The organism is Dactylosporangium sp. NPDC050588, from assembly GCF_040654975.1.
Classification (GTDB): Bacteria; Actinomycetota; Actinomycetes; order Mycobacteriales; family Micromonosporaceae; genus Dactylosporangium; species Dactylosporangium maewongense.
The window spans coordinates 34,391-51,926 of sequence record NZ_JBFAJA010000050.1 but is presented as its reverse complement, the minus strand read 5'-3'; the positions used below and the strand labels follow the sequence as shown (position 1 = coordinate 51,926).

At 72.6% G+C, this 17,536-nt stretch carries 12 protein-coding genes; 4 read left to right on the top strand and 8 right to left on the bottom strand.

Annotated elements, in window-relative coordinates; translation table 11 throughout:
- Nucleotides 1–21: 21 nt before the first annotated feature.
- Complete coding sequence (locus AB0I21_RS31495) at nt 22–429, top strand: hypothetical protein (protein WP_360566593.1); 408 nt, start codon at nt 22–24, stop codon at nt 427–429.
- Nucleotides 430–930: 501 nt separating this feature from the next.
- Here the strand turns inward: AB0I21_RS31495 and AB0I21_RS31490 are convergent.
- Both AB0I21_RS31490 and AB0I21_RS31485 read right to left on the bottom strand, forming a co-directional pair.
- Complete coding sequence (locus tag AB0I21_RS31490; RefSeq protein ID WP_360566592.1) at nt 931–3,012, bottom strand: sigma-70 family RNA polymerase sigma factor; 2,082 nt, start codon at nt 3,010–3,012, stop codon at nt 931–933.
- Nucleotides 3,013–3,187: 175 nt separating this feature from the next.
- Complete coding sequence (locus tag AB0I21_RS31485) at nt 3,188–5,062, bottom strand: adenylyl cyclase (RefSeq protein ID WP_360566590.1); 1,875 nt, start codon at nt 5,060–5,062, stop codon at nt 3,188–3,190.
- Between the two features lie 589 nt (nt 5,063–5,651).
- Here AB0I21_RS31485 and AB0I21_RS31480 point away from each other — a divergent pair.
- Entirely contained in the window at nt 5,652–6,197 is a 546-nt protein-coding gene (locus AB0I21_RS31480; RefSeq protein WP_360566588.1) for an RICIN domain-containing protein, read from the top strand.
- A gap of 123 nt (nt 6,198–6,320) precedes the next feature.
- Here AB0I21_RS31480 and lysS read toward each other — a convergent pair whose 3' ends face one another.
- The 4 genes from lysS to AB0I21_RS31460 form a co-directional block, all read right to left on the bottom strand.
- Nucleotides 6,321–8,030, bottom strand: a complete 1,710-nt coding sequence (gene lysS, locus AB0I21_RS31475) for a lysine--tRNA ligase (RefSeq protein WP_360566586.1) — start codon at nt 8,028–8,030, stop codon at nt 6,321–6,323.
- A gap of 136 nt (nt 8,031–8,166) precedes the next feature.
- Nucleotides 8,167–8,319 carry a hypothetical protein gene (locus tag AB0I21_RS31470; protein ID WP_360566585.1) on the bottom strand — a complete coding sequence of 51 codons (153 nt, stop codon included), beginning with the start codon at nt 8,317–8,319 and terminating at the stop codon, nt 8,167–8,169.
- 104 nt (nt 8,320–8,423) lie between these two features.
- Nucleotides 8,424–9,638 carry a DUF6596 domain-containing protein gene (locus AB0I21_RS31465; protein ID WP_360566583.1) on the bottom strand — a complete coding sequence of 405 codons (1,215 nt, stop codon included), beginning with the start codon at nt 9,636–9,638 and terminating at the stop codon, nt 8,424–8,426.
- Nucleotides 9,635–10,027, bottom strand: a complete 393-nt coding sequence (locus AB0I21_RS31460) for a YciI family protein (protein WP_360566581.1) — start codon at nt 10,025–10,027, stop codon at nt 9,635–9,637. The genes AB0I21_RS31465 and AB0I21_RS31460 overlap by 4 nt, the downstream gene beginning before the upstream one ends.
- Nucleotides 10,028–10,403: 376 nt before the next feature.
- Between AB0I21_RS31460 and AB0I21_RS31455 the strand changes: the two genes are divergently transcribed.
- Entirely contained in the window at nt 10,404–12,479 is a 2,076-nt protein-coding gene (locus AB0I21_RS31455; protein WP_360566579.1) for a fibronectin type III domain-containing protein, read from the top strand.
- A gap of 87 nt (nt 12,480–12,566) precedes the next feature.
- Complete coding sequence (locus AB0I21_RS31450) at nt 12,567–15,698, top strand: BTAD domain-containing putative transcriptional regulator (protein WP_360566578.1); 3,132 nt, start codon at nt 12,567–12,569, stop codon at nt 15,696–15,698.
- On the opposite strand, the gene AB0I21_RS31445 is transcribed toward AB0I21_RS31450, so the two are convergent.
- Nucleotides 15,672–16,475, bottom strand: a complete 804-nt coding sequence (locus AB0I21_RS31445; RefSeq protein ID WP_360566576.1) for an ABC transporter permease — start codon at nt 16,473–16,475, stop codon at nt 15,672–15,674. The two genes, AB0I21_RS31450 and AB0I21_RS31445, sit on opposite strands and share 27 nt — an antisense overlap.
- Entirely contained in the window at nt 16,472–17,431 is a 960-nt protein-coding gene (locus tag AB0I21_RS31440; protein WP_360566574.1) for an ATP-binding cassette domain-containing protein, read from the bottom strand. Before AB0I21_RS31440 ends, AB0I21_RS31445 begins: the two co-directional genes overlap by 4 nt.
- Between the last annotated feature and the right edge of the window lie 105 nt (nt 17,432–17,536).

The following is a 17,536-nucleotide window of genomic DNA, read 5'->3' as shown; positions in this document are numbered from 1 at the left end:
GGGCCTCGCTAGCATCCCTTGATGCGCAGCGATTCGTCGATCATGAATCAAGCAGGAGGTCGATTCACAGTGAACCATTTTGATGCAAGCTGTCAAGAGGGCTTCTCGTCGCCGACGATGATCACGTGGCGAGTGTCGGGCGCCAGGTCCGGGCCGTTCGGCCCCATTCCGCCCGGCGGCGAGGTCATGATCCAGGCCGGTGAGGTGTTCGGGCGCGAGATTCTCGTCATTCAGGCGCGCAACGCACACGTGACGACGCACCCGGTGTGTGGCCTCGCGGATCATGAAAACGCCGCCCCGCGCGCCGAGGTGGAGACCCCGGCGCCACGCCGTGGCGGACGGATAGCTGTGGTCACCGCGCTCATCGGCGCCGTCGGGGTGATCGTCGCCGCATTGGTGGCGGGAGTGTTCACCGTCTGGCACGGCTGATGGTGCACCGCCGGCCTTGGCGAGGGGTGAACCCGCGCAAAGGCCGGCGGCCCGCGTCACCTTGACTTCGCTACATAGGCGTGGATGCACTTCCTCAGCTTCACCGAACATCACGAAAGTAAGGTTCGGCCGTTCCGGCGCAAGCGATCGGCGTCACGACAGCAATACCGGGCCGAACCCGGTTGACCGGCCGTCGTCCGTAGTCCGTCCGAGTCCACTCGTTGACCACTCGCCGACGAAGTATTCGGCTGGTCATCCTGGCAGTGCACGCAACATGGACCTGACATCGGTGTGCGCCGTCGATTGACGGCGGTCGGCACCTGATGGTCGAGCCCTCACCGCTGAATCCGACGATACGCACTGAACTTGGATAGCCGGACTCCCGGCCTGATGGGAGCATTCACAGCACGATTGGTCGGGAGCACACTCGTGCCGAAATCAGATGCATTGGGTTCGGTAGATCCGCGTACCGCATCGCCGGGGCGGCCCGTGCGTGCGGGGTCAGTCGCCGCCGGACATGGAGGCGCCCATGCCGTTGCCGGTGGTCAGGAACGAGGTCGGGGGCAGGGAGCCGTCGAGCGGGCGGGGGGACTGGGCGGTGACCGGGTCCGTGGTGCGGAACATCGACCTCGTCCAGGTGCCCTCGTCCCAGGTGTTGCGGCTGGACTGCACGGCCGCGTTGGCGCGGACCGCGGTCTCGTTGTCGATCGACACGGAGCTGCGCAGGGTCGCCGGGGCGTCGGTCACGGCGAAGCCGGTGGCGCCGTTGCGGAAGGCGGTGTTGTTGGTGAGCTGCAGGGCCGCGCGGTTGCCGCTGTCGGTGAAGCCGTGATGGACGTTGTCCCAGGCGGCGTTGTGGCGCAGCCGGTGCGCGGCCGCGGCGGGCGGGCTGCCGCCGCCGAGCGTGAAGCCGTTGCCGTTGCTCTGCCAGTCGCGCACGCCCCAGCGGTTGACGCCGTTGCCGAAGGCCCAGTTGTACTCCAGCGTCACCGGGCTGCGGAAGTCGCCGAGGTCGAAGCCGTCGTCGGCGTTGTCGAAGGCGCGGCAGCCGCGGATGAGGTTGCCGTCGCCGTCGCCGAACTTCACGCCCAGGCCGATGCCGGTCTGGCCCTGGTCGGCGGGGTTGCGGTTGCGGTAGAAGTCGCTGTCCAGGACCTGGTTGCCGACGGTGCCGTCGTCGCGCAGGGTGAGGCCCGACTCCACGTTGTCGTGGACGGACAGGCGGCGGAAGACGTCGTGCTTGCAGGAGAGGCAGACGTACGCGTGGCTGCGGGAGCCCTTGATCTCCAGGCCCTGCACGGTCCAGTAGTCCGCCCGCTGGGTGATCGCCCACTTGTCGGCGGGGATGCGCGAGGCGTCGATCACGGGTGCCTCGTCGCGGTAGTTGGTGAGCGTGATCCGCTGCTCGGCGGTGCCGCTGGTCGTGATGGTGACCGGGTCGGCGGGCCGGTAGGTGCCGCCCCGCAGCGTGATGGTCTGCCCGGGCCGCACCAGCGCGACCGCCGCCGAGAGCGTCGCCAGGGGGCGGTCGATCGAGCCGTCCCCGGTGTCCGCGCCGGTCGGTGACACGAAGATCTCGCCGGTGGTGCGGGCCGGCGGGGCCGCGGAAGAGGCGGCCGGCGGCGCCGGGGAGGCGGCCGAGGGGGCGGCGGGTGCCTGCGGCGCGGACACGGCCGGTGCCTCACGCCCGTCCGGCGTCTCGTACACCGCGAACGCGAAGCCGCCGCCCGCCACCACGGCCACGGTCGCGATCGCGGCGGCCTTGTGCTGGAACAGCTGCAGCAGAGACGTGCCGGGCAGCGCCGCCTTCGTGAACACGGCCGGCACGGCGACCGCGCCGATCCCGTGCAGCAGCCGCTCCGGCGGGATGAGCCCGTGCCGGTGGCCGCCGCAGCCGGTGCACTCGCGGACGTGCCGGGACAGCCGCTTGCGCCACAGTGGCCGGGCCACGCCGTTCCAGCCGTCGACGACGGTCGCGAGGCCCTCGCAGCGCGGGCTCGCCGCGAGGGCCCGGACGATCGCGCGGGCCGTCTCGAGCTGCGCCTTCATGCGCTGCAGGCGGACGGCGGCGTGCGGCTGGCCGATGCCGAGCGCGGCCGCGAGCTCGGTGCGGGTCAGGTCGCCGGCCGCCTCGTGCCACCACAGCGCGAGCAGGTGCCGGTCGCCGTCGTCGAGCCAGCGGGTCGCCTCGACCAGCTCGCGGCGCTGCCCGGTGAGCACCAGCTCGGTGACGGTGCGCTCGGCGAAGTCACCGGCCGGGTCGGGCACCTCGGTGAGCGCCTCCTGCCGGCGCGGGAACCCCAGCCGGCGGGCCTTGCGCAGATGGAGCTGGATCTCGCGGTACGCGATGGCGACGACCCACGAGCGGAACCGCTCCGGCTCGCGCAGGCCGCGCAGGTTGCGCACGACCCGCTCCATCGTCTCCTGCACGAGGTCGTCGACGTCGGCGTGGCCGTTCAGGGCCCGGCCGATCACGTTGTACACCAGCGGCAGGTGCGCGGCGGTCAGCTCCTCCAGCGCCGCCCGGTCGCCGGCCTGGGCCGCCGCGACGAGCTCGGCCGTCTCGACGATGGTCTCGGCCACCGGGCCTCCCGCCTGCGATGTTAACGCTCTCAACAGCCGCCGCATGGTTCCACGCCGCCCGGCGGGGTGTAAAGGGAGCGCCGTCGCGGCCAGCGGCGACGGGCGCAACTTTCAGAAAACACAGCGGTGGGCCCATCGCTGATCGCGATGAGCCCACCGTTGGTGGTGCCGGGTGTTACGCGACGGGGTAGTCCGCCAGGTAGATCGGCACGCCGATCATGGTGGTGTCGGCCGCGTTGCCCACGCCGTTGACGACGTGGTTGATGACGCCGGCGCTCAGGTTGACCGTCATGATGTGGTGCAGCTTGACGCCCGGGGTGTTCGGGGCCTCGAAGCCGTTCTCGGTCTGGATCGACGGGTTGTTCTGGTTGAAGACGTACACGCCCGCGCCGTACAGGTTGTGGGTCTTCACCTTGTTGTTGACCTTGTAGCCGGCGTAGCCCTTGACGCTGCCGTTCATCCAGTCGGCCTGCGTCGGCGGGTCGTACGGCAGCTCGTTCTGGTACAGGATCGTGGTGCCGCGCTCGCCGTTCCAGACGGTGTTGTACTTCTGGAAGTGCTCGACGAAGAGGCCCGTCGCGGTCACGTTGTCGCCGTTGATGATGGCGCCGTAGCGGCCGGTGTTGGTGGCCCAGCGCTGGTTGTCGCCGTTGACGCCGCCGGTGAAGCCCTCGACGCCGTGGTCGCCGCGCCACACCCAGGTGTGGTCGATGAGCACGTTGTCGCTGTTGACCTCGAGCGCGGTGTCGGTCTTGCCGATGTGCGGGCCGCCGACGCGGAAGTAGACGTCGGACAGCGTGGTCGGGTTCTTCGGGTCGCTGAAGCCCCAGCCGTGCTCCTTGCCGACGCGCAGCAGGACCTTCGACTCCTTGAGGCCGGCGTCGATGGTGACGCCCGCGACGATGATGCCCGGGACGTCGGCGACGTCGAGCGGGGTGGCGCCGTTGACCGCGGTCAGCGTCGCGTGCCCGATGCCGAGGACCACCTGGTTGGGCCAGCGGACCTCGATGCTGCGGGCGATGTCGTACATGCCGGGGGTGAGCAGCAGGTTCTTGCCGGCGAGCAGCGCCAGGTTGATCTTGGTGACCGAGTCGCCCGGCTTGGCGACGTAGAAGTCCGACAGCGGGATGGTGCGGCCGGCCGTCTGACCGTTGGCCCAGGAGAGGCCGCTGGTGTTCTTCTGCGCCGACGGGACGCGGACGTTGTACTTGCCCTTGGCGTCGACGAAGAGGTACGGCTTCTCCCGGCTGATCGGGGTCTGCGCGATGGTGGTGTACGGCGGGTTCGGGAACGCCGAGTCGTCCGGGGCGCCGACGACGCCCGAGAAGACCTGGTTCCAGACACCGTTGGACCAGTTGTCGACCTGGCTGTTGCGGGTCAGCCACTGCTGCTGCGAGCCGTTGACGATCGTCCCGGCCTTCGAGTCGGCGATGAAGCCGCCGCTGGCGTACTGCGGGCCGGCGGTGCAGTAGTCCATCAGCGACAGGTTGCCGCCGGTGACGTTGAGGCGCCGCAGCGAGACGGCCTGCGACACGGCCCAGAAGTTGGCCGAGCCGCGGCAGCCGTCCTGGCCCTTGCCGTTGACGTTGATCGACAGGTTGGACAGCGTGCGCCAGAAGTTGACCAGCGCGAGGCAGTTGCTGGTGCCGCCGTTCTCGAGGCAGCGGTTGTACACCTCGACCTTGCCGTTGATGACGACGTCGCCCGGGTTGGCGCCCAGGCCGGCGATCTCGGTGTAGTAGCCGACCTTGAACTGCAGCGGCTGGTCTGCCGTGCCGTACGTGCCGGGCTTGAAGTAGTAGGCGTACCGAGCGGTGCCCATCTCGTTGTCGACCTGCTTGGCGTAGGTCGCGTCCAGCTTCGCCTGGATCTCGCTGACCGGCGTGCTCGGGTCGAACACGGTGACGTTGGGGCCCAGGTCCTGCGACCCGCCGTTCAACCCGGGCGGGGTCGCGCCGGCCGCTGTCCCCATCGAGGCGGTGGCGGTCGTCAGCGCCAGGCTGAGCACGAACGCCCTGCCGACGTTGCGACGGCTCGACCACCGCCTCACGGAATGCTCGGACTGGATCGTCATACGGGTGCGTCCTCTCGATCGTGCGGGCGGGTGAGGTACACGGTGGATGGGGTGTGGGAGGAGCCGGCGGCGCATCGGCGTCCGCGTGTGAGAGCGCTCTCTCCAGCGTGTTGTTTCTACCGTGTAAATCCGCCGTGCGCTACGTCCGCGCGCCCTCGATTTCCACGAAACCGCTCGGCGGTCACGGGAAATGCGGACGTTCCGTGCGATCCATCCGGGCTGCGGCGATTTGTGAAAGCGCTCCAACGACCGGGTGAGACGGAGGGTGATTCTGCTGTTTCACCCGGTCCGGCCGGGATCGGTCATCGCTGATGGCCGCTACGGTCGTGCTATGTCTCCGGTGCTGGTCCGCCCATACGTGAGAGTCATCGCGCACCATCAGATTCCACCCGCGGCACACCCCAACAACGCACCGGCGGTGGCGCGCCCCGAACCGCCGGAATACCACCCACGGCATTCCTGGATGACCCTCGTGAATCCGGCACCGCCGGCATCGCCGGGCTCCCGGCCGGCGCATCGCCGGGCGGGGCGGCACCACCCCGCGTTCGCGTGGACGGTGCTGGTCGTGACGACCGCGACGACCGCCCTGGCACTGTCGGCCGGCGACCGGCCCGCGACGTCCGCGCCCTCCGCGGACTCCGCGCCAGCGTCCGGCCGGCTGCAGATGGCCGTCCTCCCGCCGCCGGTCGAGGCGGGCCTCGGGTCCGCGCCGGCCGCTGGGTCCGGTGCTGAGTCCGGCGCTGGGTCCGGTGCCGAGTCCGGTGTCGTGCCCGCGGCCGTCTCCGGCGCCGCGTCGGGGCCGCTGGTCGGGTCCGCCGGGCTCTGCCTGGACGCGTCCGTGCGGCTGCGCCGCTGCTCCGGCGCCGCGGCGCAGACCTGGACGCTCGTCGCCGACGGCACGCTGCGCACGGCGGGCCGCTGCCTGGACGCCTCGCTGCGGCTGGGCGCCTGCTCCGGTGCCGTCGCGCAGCAGTGGGACGCCGTCCGGGGCGCGCTGGTCACCCGCTCCTCGAAGCAGTGCCTGACGGAGTGGGGCGGCAGGCCGTACATCACCCGCTGCGCCGGCACGAGGCAGCAGCGCTGGCAGGTGCCGCCGGCTCCGGCACGGTGACCCGTCCTCCGGCGCGATCGCTCCCGCCGGAGCAGGAAGCGCTCGGTGCGGGCCGGCCAGCTCAGGATCCGGCCGCGCCCGTGTCGGGGTGGCCCGCCGGAACCCCGGCGGGCCACCGCCGTCTCAGGACAGCAGCGCCCGGACGCGGTCGGCGCCGACGGCGAGCAGCAGGGTGGGCAGGCGCGGCCCGGTGTCGCGGCCGACCAGCAGGTGGTACAGGAGCGCGAAGAAGCTGCGCTGCGCCACCTTCAGCTCGGCGGTCGGCTTGGTGTCCAGCGGGAGGCCGGCCATCACCTTCGGCACGCCGTAGAGCAGGGTGGTCAGGCCGTCGAGCGACCAGTGGTCGTCGAGCCCGGCCAGCAGCAGGCGCAGCGACTCGCGCTGCTCGGCGGTCAGCGAGTCGAGCAGCGCCTTGTCGGGCTCGTCGAGGACCTTGGTCCGCGACTCGGCCGGCACCTGCGTGTTCACCCAGTGCTGCGCCCGGTCGAGCCTCGGCCGGACCTCGTCCAGCGACGTGATCGGCTGCTCCGCGTCGAGGTCGCGCAGGATCCGCAGGGTCTGCTCGGCCTGCCCGGTGGTGATGTCGACGATGGAGGCGAGCGTCCGGAACGGCACCGTGCGCGGCGTCCGGGGCAGCTCCAGCGCCGCCGTCCGGGAGGCCCGCAGGTAGGCGGAGCGGTCGGCGGGGACCGCGGTGCCGGCCGTGTAGCGCTTCTCCAGCGCGTCCCACTCGTCGTAGATGCGCTGGATCTCCTGGTCGAACGCGACCTGGAACGACTGGTTGGGGCGGCGTCGCGCGTACAGCCACCGCAGCAGCGGCGCCTCCATGATCTCCAGCGCGTCGGCGGGCGTCGGCACCGCGCCGCGGGAGCTGCTCATCTTCGCCATGCCGCTGATGCCGACGAACGCGTACATCGGCCCGATCGGCTGCTCGCCGCCGAACACCTCGGTGACGATCTGCCCGCCGACCTGGAACGACGAGCCCGGCGACGAGTGGTCGACCCCCGACGGCTCGAAGATCACGCCCTCGTAGGCCCAGCGCATCGGCCAGTCGACCTTCCACACCAGCTTGCCGCGGTTGAACTCCGACAGCAGCACGGTCTCGGTGAACCCGCAGACGCACGTGTAGGTCAGCTCGGTGGTGTCGTCGTCATAGGACACGACGGTGGTGAGGTCGGTGCCGCAGCTGCCGCAGTACGGCTTGTACGGGTAGTAGCCGGTCGCGGCGGTCCCGTCGTCCTCGCTCGCGGCGCCGGAGCCCTCCACCGCCTCGGCCTCGGCCTCGCTCGCGCCTGCCGCGGCCGCCGCGGCGGGCTTCTTCGTCCGGTACCGCGCCAGGACCGCGTCGATCCGGGCGCGCTCGCGCATGGCGAGCAGGATCTGCTCGCGGTAGGCGCCGGACGTGTACATCTCCGTCTGGCTGATCCCCCGGTACTCCACCCCGAGCTCGGCCAGCGACGCGATCATGGCGGCCTTGAAGTGCTCCGCCCAGTTCGGGTGCTCGCTGCCCGCAGGCGCCGGCACGGCACTCAGCGGCTTGCCGATGTGCTGCGCCCACGACTCGTCGATCCCCGCGACCCCCGCGGGCACCTTCCGGAAGCGGTCGTAGTCGTCCCACGAGATGATGTGGACCACGTCGTGCCCGCGCCGGCGGATCTCGTCCGCGACCAGGTGCGGGGTCATCACCTCGCGGAGGTTGCCGAGGTGGACGGGGCCGGACGGGCTGAGGCCGGACGCGCAGACCACCGGCTTGCCCGGGGCGCGTCGCTGCGACGCCGCGATCACCTCGTCCGCGAACCGGTCGACCCAGTCGTTGTCTGTCTCACTCGCCACGATCGCCACTCTTCCGTCGGCAGCTGCATGGAAGAGGCCCCCCACCAGCGGCGGGGGGCCTCTTCATCGACCCTGCGCAAGCCTACTGTCCGGTGGTGCGACCGCGCACATCCGTTACCCCGGCCACGGGCGGCGCTCAGGTCACCTCCGCCGCGTCGGCCACCCCGGTCGCCTCCGCCGTGGCGGCCGTCTCGATCCGGTACGCCGCCGGCACCGAGGTGCCCTGCGCGGTCATCGAGAGCCCGAACGAGTCGAGCATGCCCGCGATGTACAGGATGCGCTCGGCCATCGGCGCCGGGTTGCGCAGCCGGCACTACCGGCAAATCGGGCCGGCGGCCGGACGTGTTACCCGATGGCCTGTCCACCGGCCGTCCCCGGCCGTCACCGTGACGCTCAGCGGGCCAGCTTGCGGTTGAGGTAGCGCTGCTCCGGCAGGCTCGCCGTGAGGCGGGCGGCGATACGGTACTGCTCGACCGCGCCGTCCGGGTCGCCGCTGAGGTCGAGCAGGTGGGCGCGGACCGCGTACAGCCGGTGATGACGCTGCATGGCGGGGTCGTCCAGCAGCGGCTCGAGCATGGCCAGGCCGGCCGCGGGTCCGTGTGCCATGGCGACGGCGACGGCGTGGTTCAGGGTGACGGCCGGGCCGGGCGCGACCTTGCTCAGCATGTCGTAGAGCACGCTGATCTGCAGCCAGTCGGTCTCCTCGTAGGTCGCGGCCTCGGCGTGGACGGCGGCGATCGCGGCCTGCAGCTGGAACCGGCCCACGTGCCCGCGGGGCAGGGTGCGCTCCAGCAGCTCGACGCCCTCGGTGATCAGGTCGTGCCGCCAGCGGAGCCGGTCCTGCTCGGCGAGCGGCACGAGGTCGCCGGCGGCGTCGACGCGGGCGGCGGACCGGGCGTGCGTGAGCAGCATGAGGGCCAGCGCGCCGGCGACCTCGGCGTGGTCGGGCAGCGCAGCGTGCAGCTGCCGGACCAGCCGGATCGCCTCCTCGGCGAGCTGCACGTCGAGCAGCGCCTCGCCCGACGTCCGAGCATAGCCCTCGGTGAAGACCAGGTGGCACACGTCGATGACCGCGGCGACCCGGTCGGGCAGCTCCTCAGGCGACGGCATGACGAAGCGCGCACCGGCCTGGCGCAGCGCGATCCGCGCACGGCTGAGGCGCTGCGTCATCGTGCGGGCCGGCACGAGGTACGCGGCCGCGATCTGCTCCACGCCCAGGCCGGCCACCGAGCGCAGGCAGAGCGCGACCTGCGACGGCCGGGTCAGCGCCGGATGGCAGCAGAGGAAGAACAGCCGCAGCGTGTCGTCGCCGTCCTCGGTCGTCGCCTCCTCCGTCGTGGCCGGGCGCTGGGCCGCGTCCAGCGTCTCGCGCCGGGTCCGGGCCGAGTCCGCCCGGGCCCGGTCGATCAGCCGCCGGGAGGCCACGGTGATCAGCCAGGCCCGCGGCGAGTCGGGCACCCCGTCGACGGGCCACCGGGCGGCGGCCACCTCGGCGGCGTCCTGCAGCGCCTCCTCGCAGTCGCCGAGGTCGCCGTACTTGCGCAGCAACGCCCCGAGGACGTGCGGCGCCTCCCGGCGCCACACGTCACCGAGCACCGAACCGGTCATTGGTCGTCGCCGCCGGGCCACATCATCGGGCGCAGCTCCACCGTCTCGTCCGGGCCGGAGAACCGGGCGGCGACCGCCTCGGCCCGCGCCTGGCTGTCGACGTCGATCAGGAAGAAGCCGGCGAGGTGCTCCTTCGCCTCCGAGTACGGCCCGTCGCTGGCGAGGGGCTCGCCGTCGCGCCACCGGTACAGCCGGGCGTTCGCCGGGTCGCCGAGCGCCTCGCCGCCGAGCAGCTCGCCGTTGGCCTGCAACTCGGTCATCACCTGCTCGAACTCGGCGTTCAGCCGCTTGCGGACCTCGCCGGGCAGTGCCTTGTGGGCCGCGAGGTAGTCGCTGGTCGGGTGGCCCCAGGGCTGCGGGTTCGAGTGGATCAGGATGACGTACTTCATCGGGCTCTCCTCGCGTGGACGACGGCAGTTTCCGTCGCTCGCCTGGTACGTCGGAGCGCCGCCTTCGATGTCTACATCCTCCACGGAAGTTTTTTCGGGCATCGCGCCGATCGCGGCTGGTGAGCCGAACGTGTTCACTAGCACACGAAGAGTGCTGGCCACCTGTCGAAGAGCCTTATTACCTAATTTGCTCCGGAAAGTACAACACCGCCCTACATTGCTAGGAGATGGCGCGTCGGCACCGTAGCTGGCGCCTCGCAACGGGGGGTTGGACGCAATGATTCAAGTGAGCAAACCGCGCGACCGCCGGGCAGGGCCCAGACGCGGCCTGCTCGGCTCGGCGGTTGTTCTGACGGTGGCGACAGGCTCCCTGTTGGTGGCCCAGCAGCCCGCCTCGGCGGCGGTCCTCGCCAGCGTCACCGGCGTGTCGGCGCTGGGTCCCAACGAGACGCTGGTCGTCACGGTGACCCCGGACGAGCCGAACGCCACGGACGTCAACACAAGCCCTGCCTACATCGTCAACGCGGACGGCCCGGACGCCGGCTCGTCGCCCGACCAGTCCTGCCAGGTCGCCGCGAAGGCCGGCGGTCCCTGCACGCTGACGGGGCTGATCGCCGGCACGACGTACACGATCACCGTCGACCCGCAGGGCGCCACGCTCGTCGCCGACGCCACCGTGACCGGTGTGATGACGCCCGTGCTGGCCCCGCCCGCCATCGGGACCCCGGTCGCCACGGGCAAGACCGGTGAGGTCAACGTGGTGTGGACCGGCGCGGCGAACGCCCTGTCCACCGTCGCCAACTACACCGCGACCGCCTACCTCGGTGGGGTCACGACGGGCAAGACCTGCACGAGCGCGACCAACGCGCTGAGCAACAGCTGCAAGATCACCGGCCTGACCGACGGCACGGAGTACACCTTCAAGGTCGTGACGAACGGCGCCAACTCGGTCCCGAACTCCGCGGCCAGCAGCGCCAGCGTCGGTGCCACGCCGGGTGTCGGCCCCGAGGCGCCGGTCGACGTGGTCGCCGCCACCACCACCGCGGGCGTTCCCACCGTGTCGTGGGGTGCCTCGCCGACGGCGGGCGTCACCTACACGGTCGACGCGTACAAAGAGGGCGTCGCCATTCCCGGCATCACGTGCCCCGTCGTCGCCGGTTCGATGGCGGTGACCTGTGGTGGCACCGCGGTCGCGCCGGGCTTCTCGTACGAGTTCAAGGTGACCGCCACCAAGGACGGGCTCAGCTCGGACCCCGCGGCCTCCGGCGCGATCTACATCCTGGGCACGGTGAACGACCCCACTGACGTCACCGTGACCGGTGGCGACGGCGAGGCGACGCTGACCTGGGTCGCGCCCGCGTCCGGCACCGTCGCCAAGTACCGGGCCGCCGCGATCGCCGGTGGCGTCGTCAAGTACTGCATCACCGACAAGCTGACCTGCACGATCACCGGTCTGACGAACGCGACCGTGTACAACACGGGCGTCATGTCGATCAACGCCAACGGCACGGCGTCGACCGGCGTCGCCTCCACGCCCGCGACGGTCACCCCGGCCGTGGTGCCGAAGCCGGGCCCGCCGGTCGTCACCCCGCCGGCCGACGACGACGTCTCCGCCACCTCGGCGACGCTCGCCTGGACCGCAGCCGCTCCCGTCGGTGGTGCCGCCGTCGTGTACTACGTCGCGACCGCCACCCCGTCCGAGCCCGCTCAGGCCAGCTCCGGCGCCCTGAGCTGCACCGCGGTCGCCCCGGCCGTCACCTGCACGATCAACGGCCTGGCGGCCGGCACCGCGTACGACGTCACCGTCGTCGCCTACGCCAGCCCGACGGCGTACAGCACCGCGGCCACCACCACGATCACCACCAAGGCCGCCGCGCCCGGCACCACCGGTGCCATGAGCGGCCCGATCATCGCCAACAGCGACGGCCTGCAGCAGATCTTCGCCCGTGGCGGTGACAACAACCTCTACACCAGCGTCCAGGCCGCCGACGGCACCTGGGGCGCGTGGACCAACCTCAGCGGCCTGATCTTCAGCGACCCGGTCGCGGTCAAGAACGCCAACGGCCGGCTCACGGTCTTCGCCATCGGCGGCGACCACGCGATCTGGTACCGGCTGCAGAACGGCGACGGCTCGTTCGCCTGGTGGGTCCGCCTCGGCAACTGGATGTACGCGGACGACATCGAGACCGCGCAGAACGCCGACGGCACCATCGCGGTGTTCATCCGGGGCACCGACGGCAACCTGTACTCGAACACCGAGATTGACGCCGCCGACCCGAGCCAGTGGAGCGGCTGGACCAACCTCAGCGGCCTGATCTTCAGCAACCCGACCGCCTTCACGCGGGCCGACGGGATCATGGAGGTCTTCGTCGTCGGTGGTGACGGCAAGGTCTGGCACCGCGTCCAGTCCGCGCCGAACTCCGGCACCTGGGACTGGTGGACCCACGTCTAGGACGCGGGCCGGCAACACGTAGCGGCGGACGCCCCGGGGCCCTCCCCCGGGGCGTCCGTCTGCCCGGACCCCCGGCATGATCGAGCCATGCGCGTCACGACACTGGGGGAGCTGGCCGTCGACGGCCGGCCGGTGAAGGGCGCACGGCTGGCGGCCGTGGTGCGGGCGCTGGTCGAGGCGCGCGGCCGGGCGGTGTCCGTCGGCGCGCTCGCCGACGCCGTCTGGGACGACGGCCCGCCCGACGACGCGCCCGGCGCGGTGCAGGCGCTGATCTCCCGGGCCCGGCGGCTGGGGCTGCCGATCACCGCGGCCCCCGGCGGCTACCTGCTGCCCGCGAGCGCCGTGGAGGTCGACGCCGTCGTCGCGAGGTCGCTGCTCGACGGCGGCCGGAAGGCGCTCGACGCCGGCGACCACGAGCGGGCGCGGGAGGCGGCCTGTGCGGCGCGGGCGCTGTTCCCGGAGGTGCCGGACCGCTCGACCCCGCTCCTCGCCGACGTCGCCGGCCTCGCCGCGGAGGCCGCCCTCGCCGCCGGCGTGCCCGCGGACGAGACCGATCTGCGCCGCCTCGTCGCGGACCAGCCGCCGCACGAGCCGTCGGTGGTGCTGCTGGTGCGGGTGCTCGCCGCGCAGGGCCGCGACGCCGAGGCCCTCGACGTCGTGGAGCGCCTGCGCGCCGCCCTCGCCGACGGCTACGGCGCCGACCCGTCCGCGGCGGTCGCGGCGGTGCACGTGGCGCTGCTCCGGGGGGAGCTCGCCCCGCGGGCGGAGCCCCGAACGGCGCTGCTGCCGGCGGGCTGGCGGCGGGCGGTGACGACCCTGGTCGGGCGCGACGGCGACGTGACCGCGGTGCGCGCGGCCCTGGCGTCCGCGCCGCTGGTGACCGTGGTCGCCGCCGGCGGAGCCGGCAAGACCCGGCTCGCCGCCGAGGTCGCCCGGCTGGCCGTGACCGAAGGGCGGCCCGTCCACGTGGTGGAGCTGGCCGCCCTGCGCACCGACGCGGACGTCCTGCCCGCCGTCCTCGCCGCGGTCGGTGCGGCGGACCTCGCGGCCGGCACGGCGCAGTGGCGGGGGGTGGATTCGCGGGAGCGGCTCCGGCTGGCCGTACAGGAGCTGCGCGGTCTTGTGGTGCTCGACAACTGCGAACACGTCCTGGACGGCGCGGCCGGCGCCGCCGCGGAGCTGACGGCGCTGGCCGAGGCGCCGGAGCTCGCCGTGCTCGCGACCAGCCGGGCGCCGCTGAGCCTGCCCGGCGAGGTCGTGCACCGGCTCGGGACCCTGGCGGACGACGCCGCGCTCGACCTCCTCGACGCGCGGGTCCGGGCCGGCGGCGGCGTGCCGGCCGACCCGGACCGGGCCCTGGAGCTGTGCCACCGGCTCGACAACCTGCCGCTCGCGCTGGAGCTCGCCGCGGCCCGGCTGCGGCACATGCCGATCGACGACGTCCTGGCCGGGCTCGCCGACCGGTTCGGGCTGCTCGACGCCGCGCTGCGCGGCCTGCCCGACCGGCACGCGAGCCTGTGGGCGCTGGTCGACTGGAGCCGCGAGCTGCTCGGCGGCGCCGACCGGGAGCTGCTGGAGCGGCTGGCGGTGATCCCGGCGCCGTTCACCGCAGCCCTGGCGGGCGCCGTGGTCGGCGGCCGGGACGTCCGCCGGGGGCTGGCGACGCTGGTCGAGCAGTCGCTGCTGGTCCTGGACGCGGGCGAGGACGGCGCGCTGCGGTACCGCATGCTGGAGACGGTCCGCGAATACGGCGAGGTGCGCCTCGACGGCGCCGGCACCCGCGACGCGGCGATGGCGGGCCTGGTCCGGTGGGCGGCGGCCGAGTCCGCCGACCTCGCAGCACGGTTCCGGTCCCCGGCACAGCTGCCGGCGTTCCGGCGCTGCTCGGCCGAGCAGGACAACCTCGTCACGGCGCTGCGCTGGGCGCTGGAGCACGAGGACGACGCCGCGACCGTCGACGTGATGCTGCCCCTGGCCCACCTGTGGACGGTCCGCGGCCTGCACGCCGAGGTCGTCGCCTGGGCGCTGCGGGTGTTCCGGGTCGGCGACCCGCTGGCGCGGCGCCGCTTCGCGCTCGCCTCGGTCGACGCCGATCGGGCCACCTGGCTGTGCCTGTTCACCGGGCTCAACGCGTTCGTCCGGGACACGACCCGCCTCTTCGCGCTGGTCCTGCGGATGCTGCGGGCCCTCGGCACGCGGCGCGCGGAGATCTCGGACCGGGCGTGGACGCTCGCCTCGATGGTCCGGCGGCTCGCCACGCCCTACCTCGACCACGCGGCCGGCGCGACCGCGCTCATCGCGGACCCCGACCCCTACGTGCGCGGCTTCGGCTACTACTTCCGGGCCACCGTCAAGGAGAACCTGGGCGCGCTCGCCGAGTCCGTCGCCGACGCGACCGCCGCGTACCGGTGCTTCGAGGAGGTCGGCGACCACTGGGGGATGGGCACCGCCGCGCAGAGCATCGGCGCCCGCGGCGGCCCGGACGCGCACGAGTGGCTGCGGCGCAGCGAACGGCACATGGACCTGCTCGGCGCCACCGAGGACGTCGGCTCGATCCGGGTGATGCTCGACGCGCGGGCGGCGTTCGGCGGCGACGCGGCCGCGGCGGAGCGGCTCAGGGCGGTGGCGGGCTCGCCCGACAGCCAGGAGCACGACGCCGGGCTGGCGTCGCTGGTGCTCGCCCAGCTGGCGATGGCGCACGGCGACCACCCCGGGGCGCTGGCGCACATGACGCGGGTCGTGGCCCTCGTCGACACGATGGAGCCGGCCGTCCCGCAGCTGCGGGTGCTGTACCGCAGCGCCGTGGCCGTGCTGTGCCTGGGGCTGGACGACGCCGACCGGGCCGCCGCGTTGCTGCTGCTGGCGCGGGACGAGGCGCTGTCCACGCAGGACGTGCCGATCCTGGGGGCGTGGGCCCTCGCGGGGGCGGCGCTGGCGGCTCATGGTGGGCTCGGTGCCGCCGACGAGCTGTGGACGCTCGGGCTGCGGGTCGGCGGCAACCCCGAGCACCTCTTCCCCGGCGGCGACTTCCCCCTCGGCTCCGGCGGCTCCGGCGGCTCCGGCGGCTCCGGTGGCTCCGGCGGCTCCGGTGGCTCCGGCGGCTCCGGTGGCGCTGGCGGTTCCGGCGGGGACGGCTGGGGGTGGCGCGAGCGGCCGGTGACCGAGGCCATCGACCGCATCCGCGCGCTGATGTCAGACCTTCTTGCGGTAGGCGGCTAGCGCGAGGGGCATGAACACCGCGACGAAGGCGGCGCACCAGCCGAGCGTCCACCACACGTGGTCGCCGACCGGGGTGCCGAGGAACAGCGCCCGCATCGACTCGACCAGGTGCGTCAGCGGGTTGACCTTCACGAACCCCTGCATCCAGCCCGGCAGCGTCGCCACGCCGACGAACACGTTCGACGCGAACGTCAGCGGCATGATCACCAGGAAACCGATGCCCTGCACCGCGCCGGACGTGCGCACCAGCATCCCCACGAACACCAGCGCCCAGCTCAGGCACAGGCCGAACAGCACCGCGAGCAGGCAGCCGGCGACCGCGTGCACCGGGCTGGCGTGCAGCCGGAACCCCATCAGGTAGGCGAACGCGAACGTCGAGATGCTCACGACGACGTACCGGACGACGTCGCCCAGCACGGCGCCGATGAGCGGCGCGGAACGGGCGATCGGCAGCGACCGGAACCGGTCGAAGATGCCCTTCTCCAGGTCGCTGTTGAGGTTGACGCCGATCGAGATGGCGCCCATCGCGACGGTCTGGGCCAGGATGCCCGGCATGAGGAACTGCAGGTACTGGTGCGTGCCGCCGGCGACCGCGCCGCCGAAGATGTAGACGAAGATGACCATGAACAGGGCCGGCTGGACCGTGACGTCGATCAGCGCCTCCGGGGTCCGCCAGGTCTTGATCAGGCTGCGTTTCGTGAGCTCCAGCGAGTGGCGTACGCCTCGGAACGGGCCCTTGTGGACCTTGTTCTCGGGCAGGACGGCTACGGCGGTCATGCGGCTGCGACCTCTTCCTTGGGCTTGCCGGTCAGGGTGAAGAAGACCTCGTCGAGGCTGGGCAGGTGCATCGAGAGCTCGGTGACGGCGATCCCCGCCGTGGCGAGCCGGGCGACGGCCTCGGTGAGTGCCTCGTCGCCGGCGACCGGCACCGACAGGACGCCCTTGCGGGTCTGCTCGGCGGTCTGCCCGCCGGTGGCGACCGCGGCCAGGATCAGCCCGGTCTTCTCCAGATCGGCCGGGTTCGTGGGGCGCACCTCGAGGGTCTGCCCGCCGACGATCCGCTTGAGCCGGTCCGGCGTGTCGTTGGCGATGACCCGCCCGTGGTCGATGACGGTGATCTCGTCCGCGAGGGCCTCGGCCTCCTCCAGGTACTGCGTGGTCAGCAGCACCGTCGAACCGTCGCGGACCAGGGTGCGCACGACGCCCCACATGTCCTCGCGCTTCGACGGGTCCAGGCCGGTGGTCGGCTCGTCCAGGAAGATCACGTCCGGCCGGCCGACGAGGCTCGCGGCCAGGTCGAGCCTTCTCCGCATGCCGCCCGAGTAGGTCTTCGCGGGCCGGTCCGCGGCCTCGGTCAGGTCGAACCACTCCAGCAGCTCCGCGGCCCGCGCCTTCGCCGCCGGCTTGCGCAGGTCGAGCAGCGTGCCGAACAGCACCAGGTTCTGCCGGCCGGTCAGGTCCTCGTCGACGCTCGCGTACTGGCCGGTCAGCCCGATCCTGGACCGCACCCGCTGGGCGTCGCGGACGACGTCGGCGCCGCCGATCCGGGCGCTGCCGGCGTCCGGGCGCAGCAGCGTCGACAGGATGCGCACGGCGGTGGTCTTGCCCGCGCCGTTGGGGCCGAGCACGCCGTGCACGGTGCCCCGGGGGACGGCGAGGTCGACGCCCTGCAGCGCCCTCGTCTCCCCGAACCGCTTGACGAGGCCCTCGGCCTCGACCATCAGATCCGTCATGCCACCACCGTGCGCGGGCCCGCTGACACGGGACCGACACGGCGCCGACACGACTTTTGAACCCCGTGCCGGGCGGCGAGCATCTTCCTGTGTGACGCCGGTTGG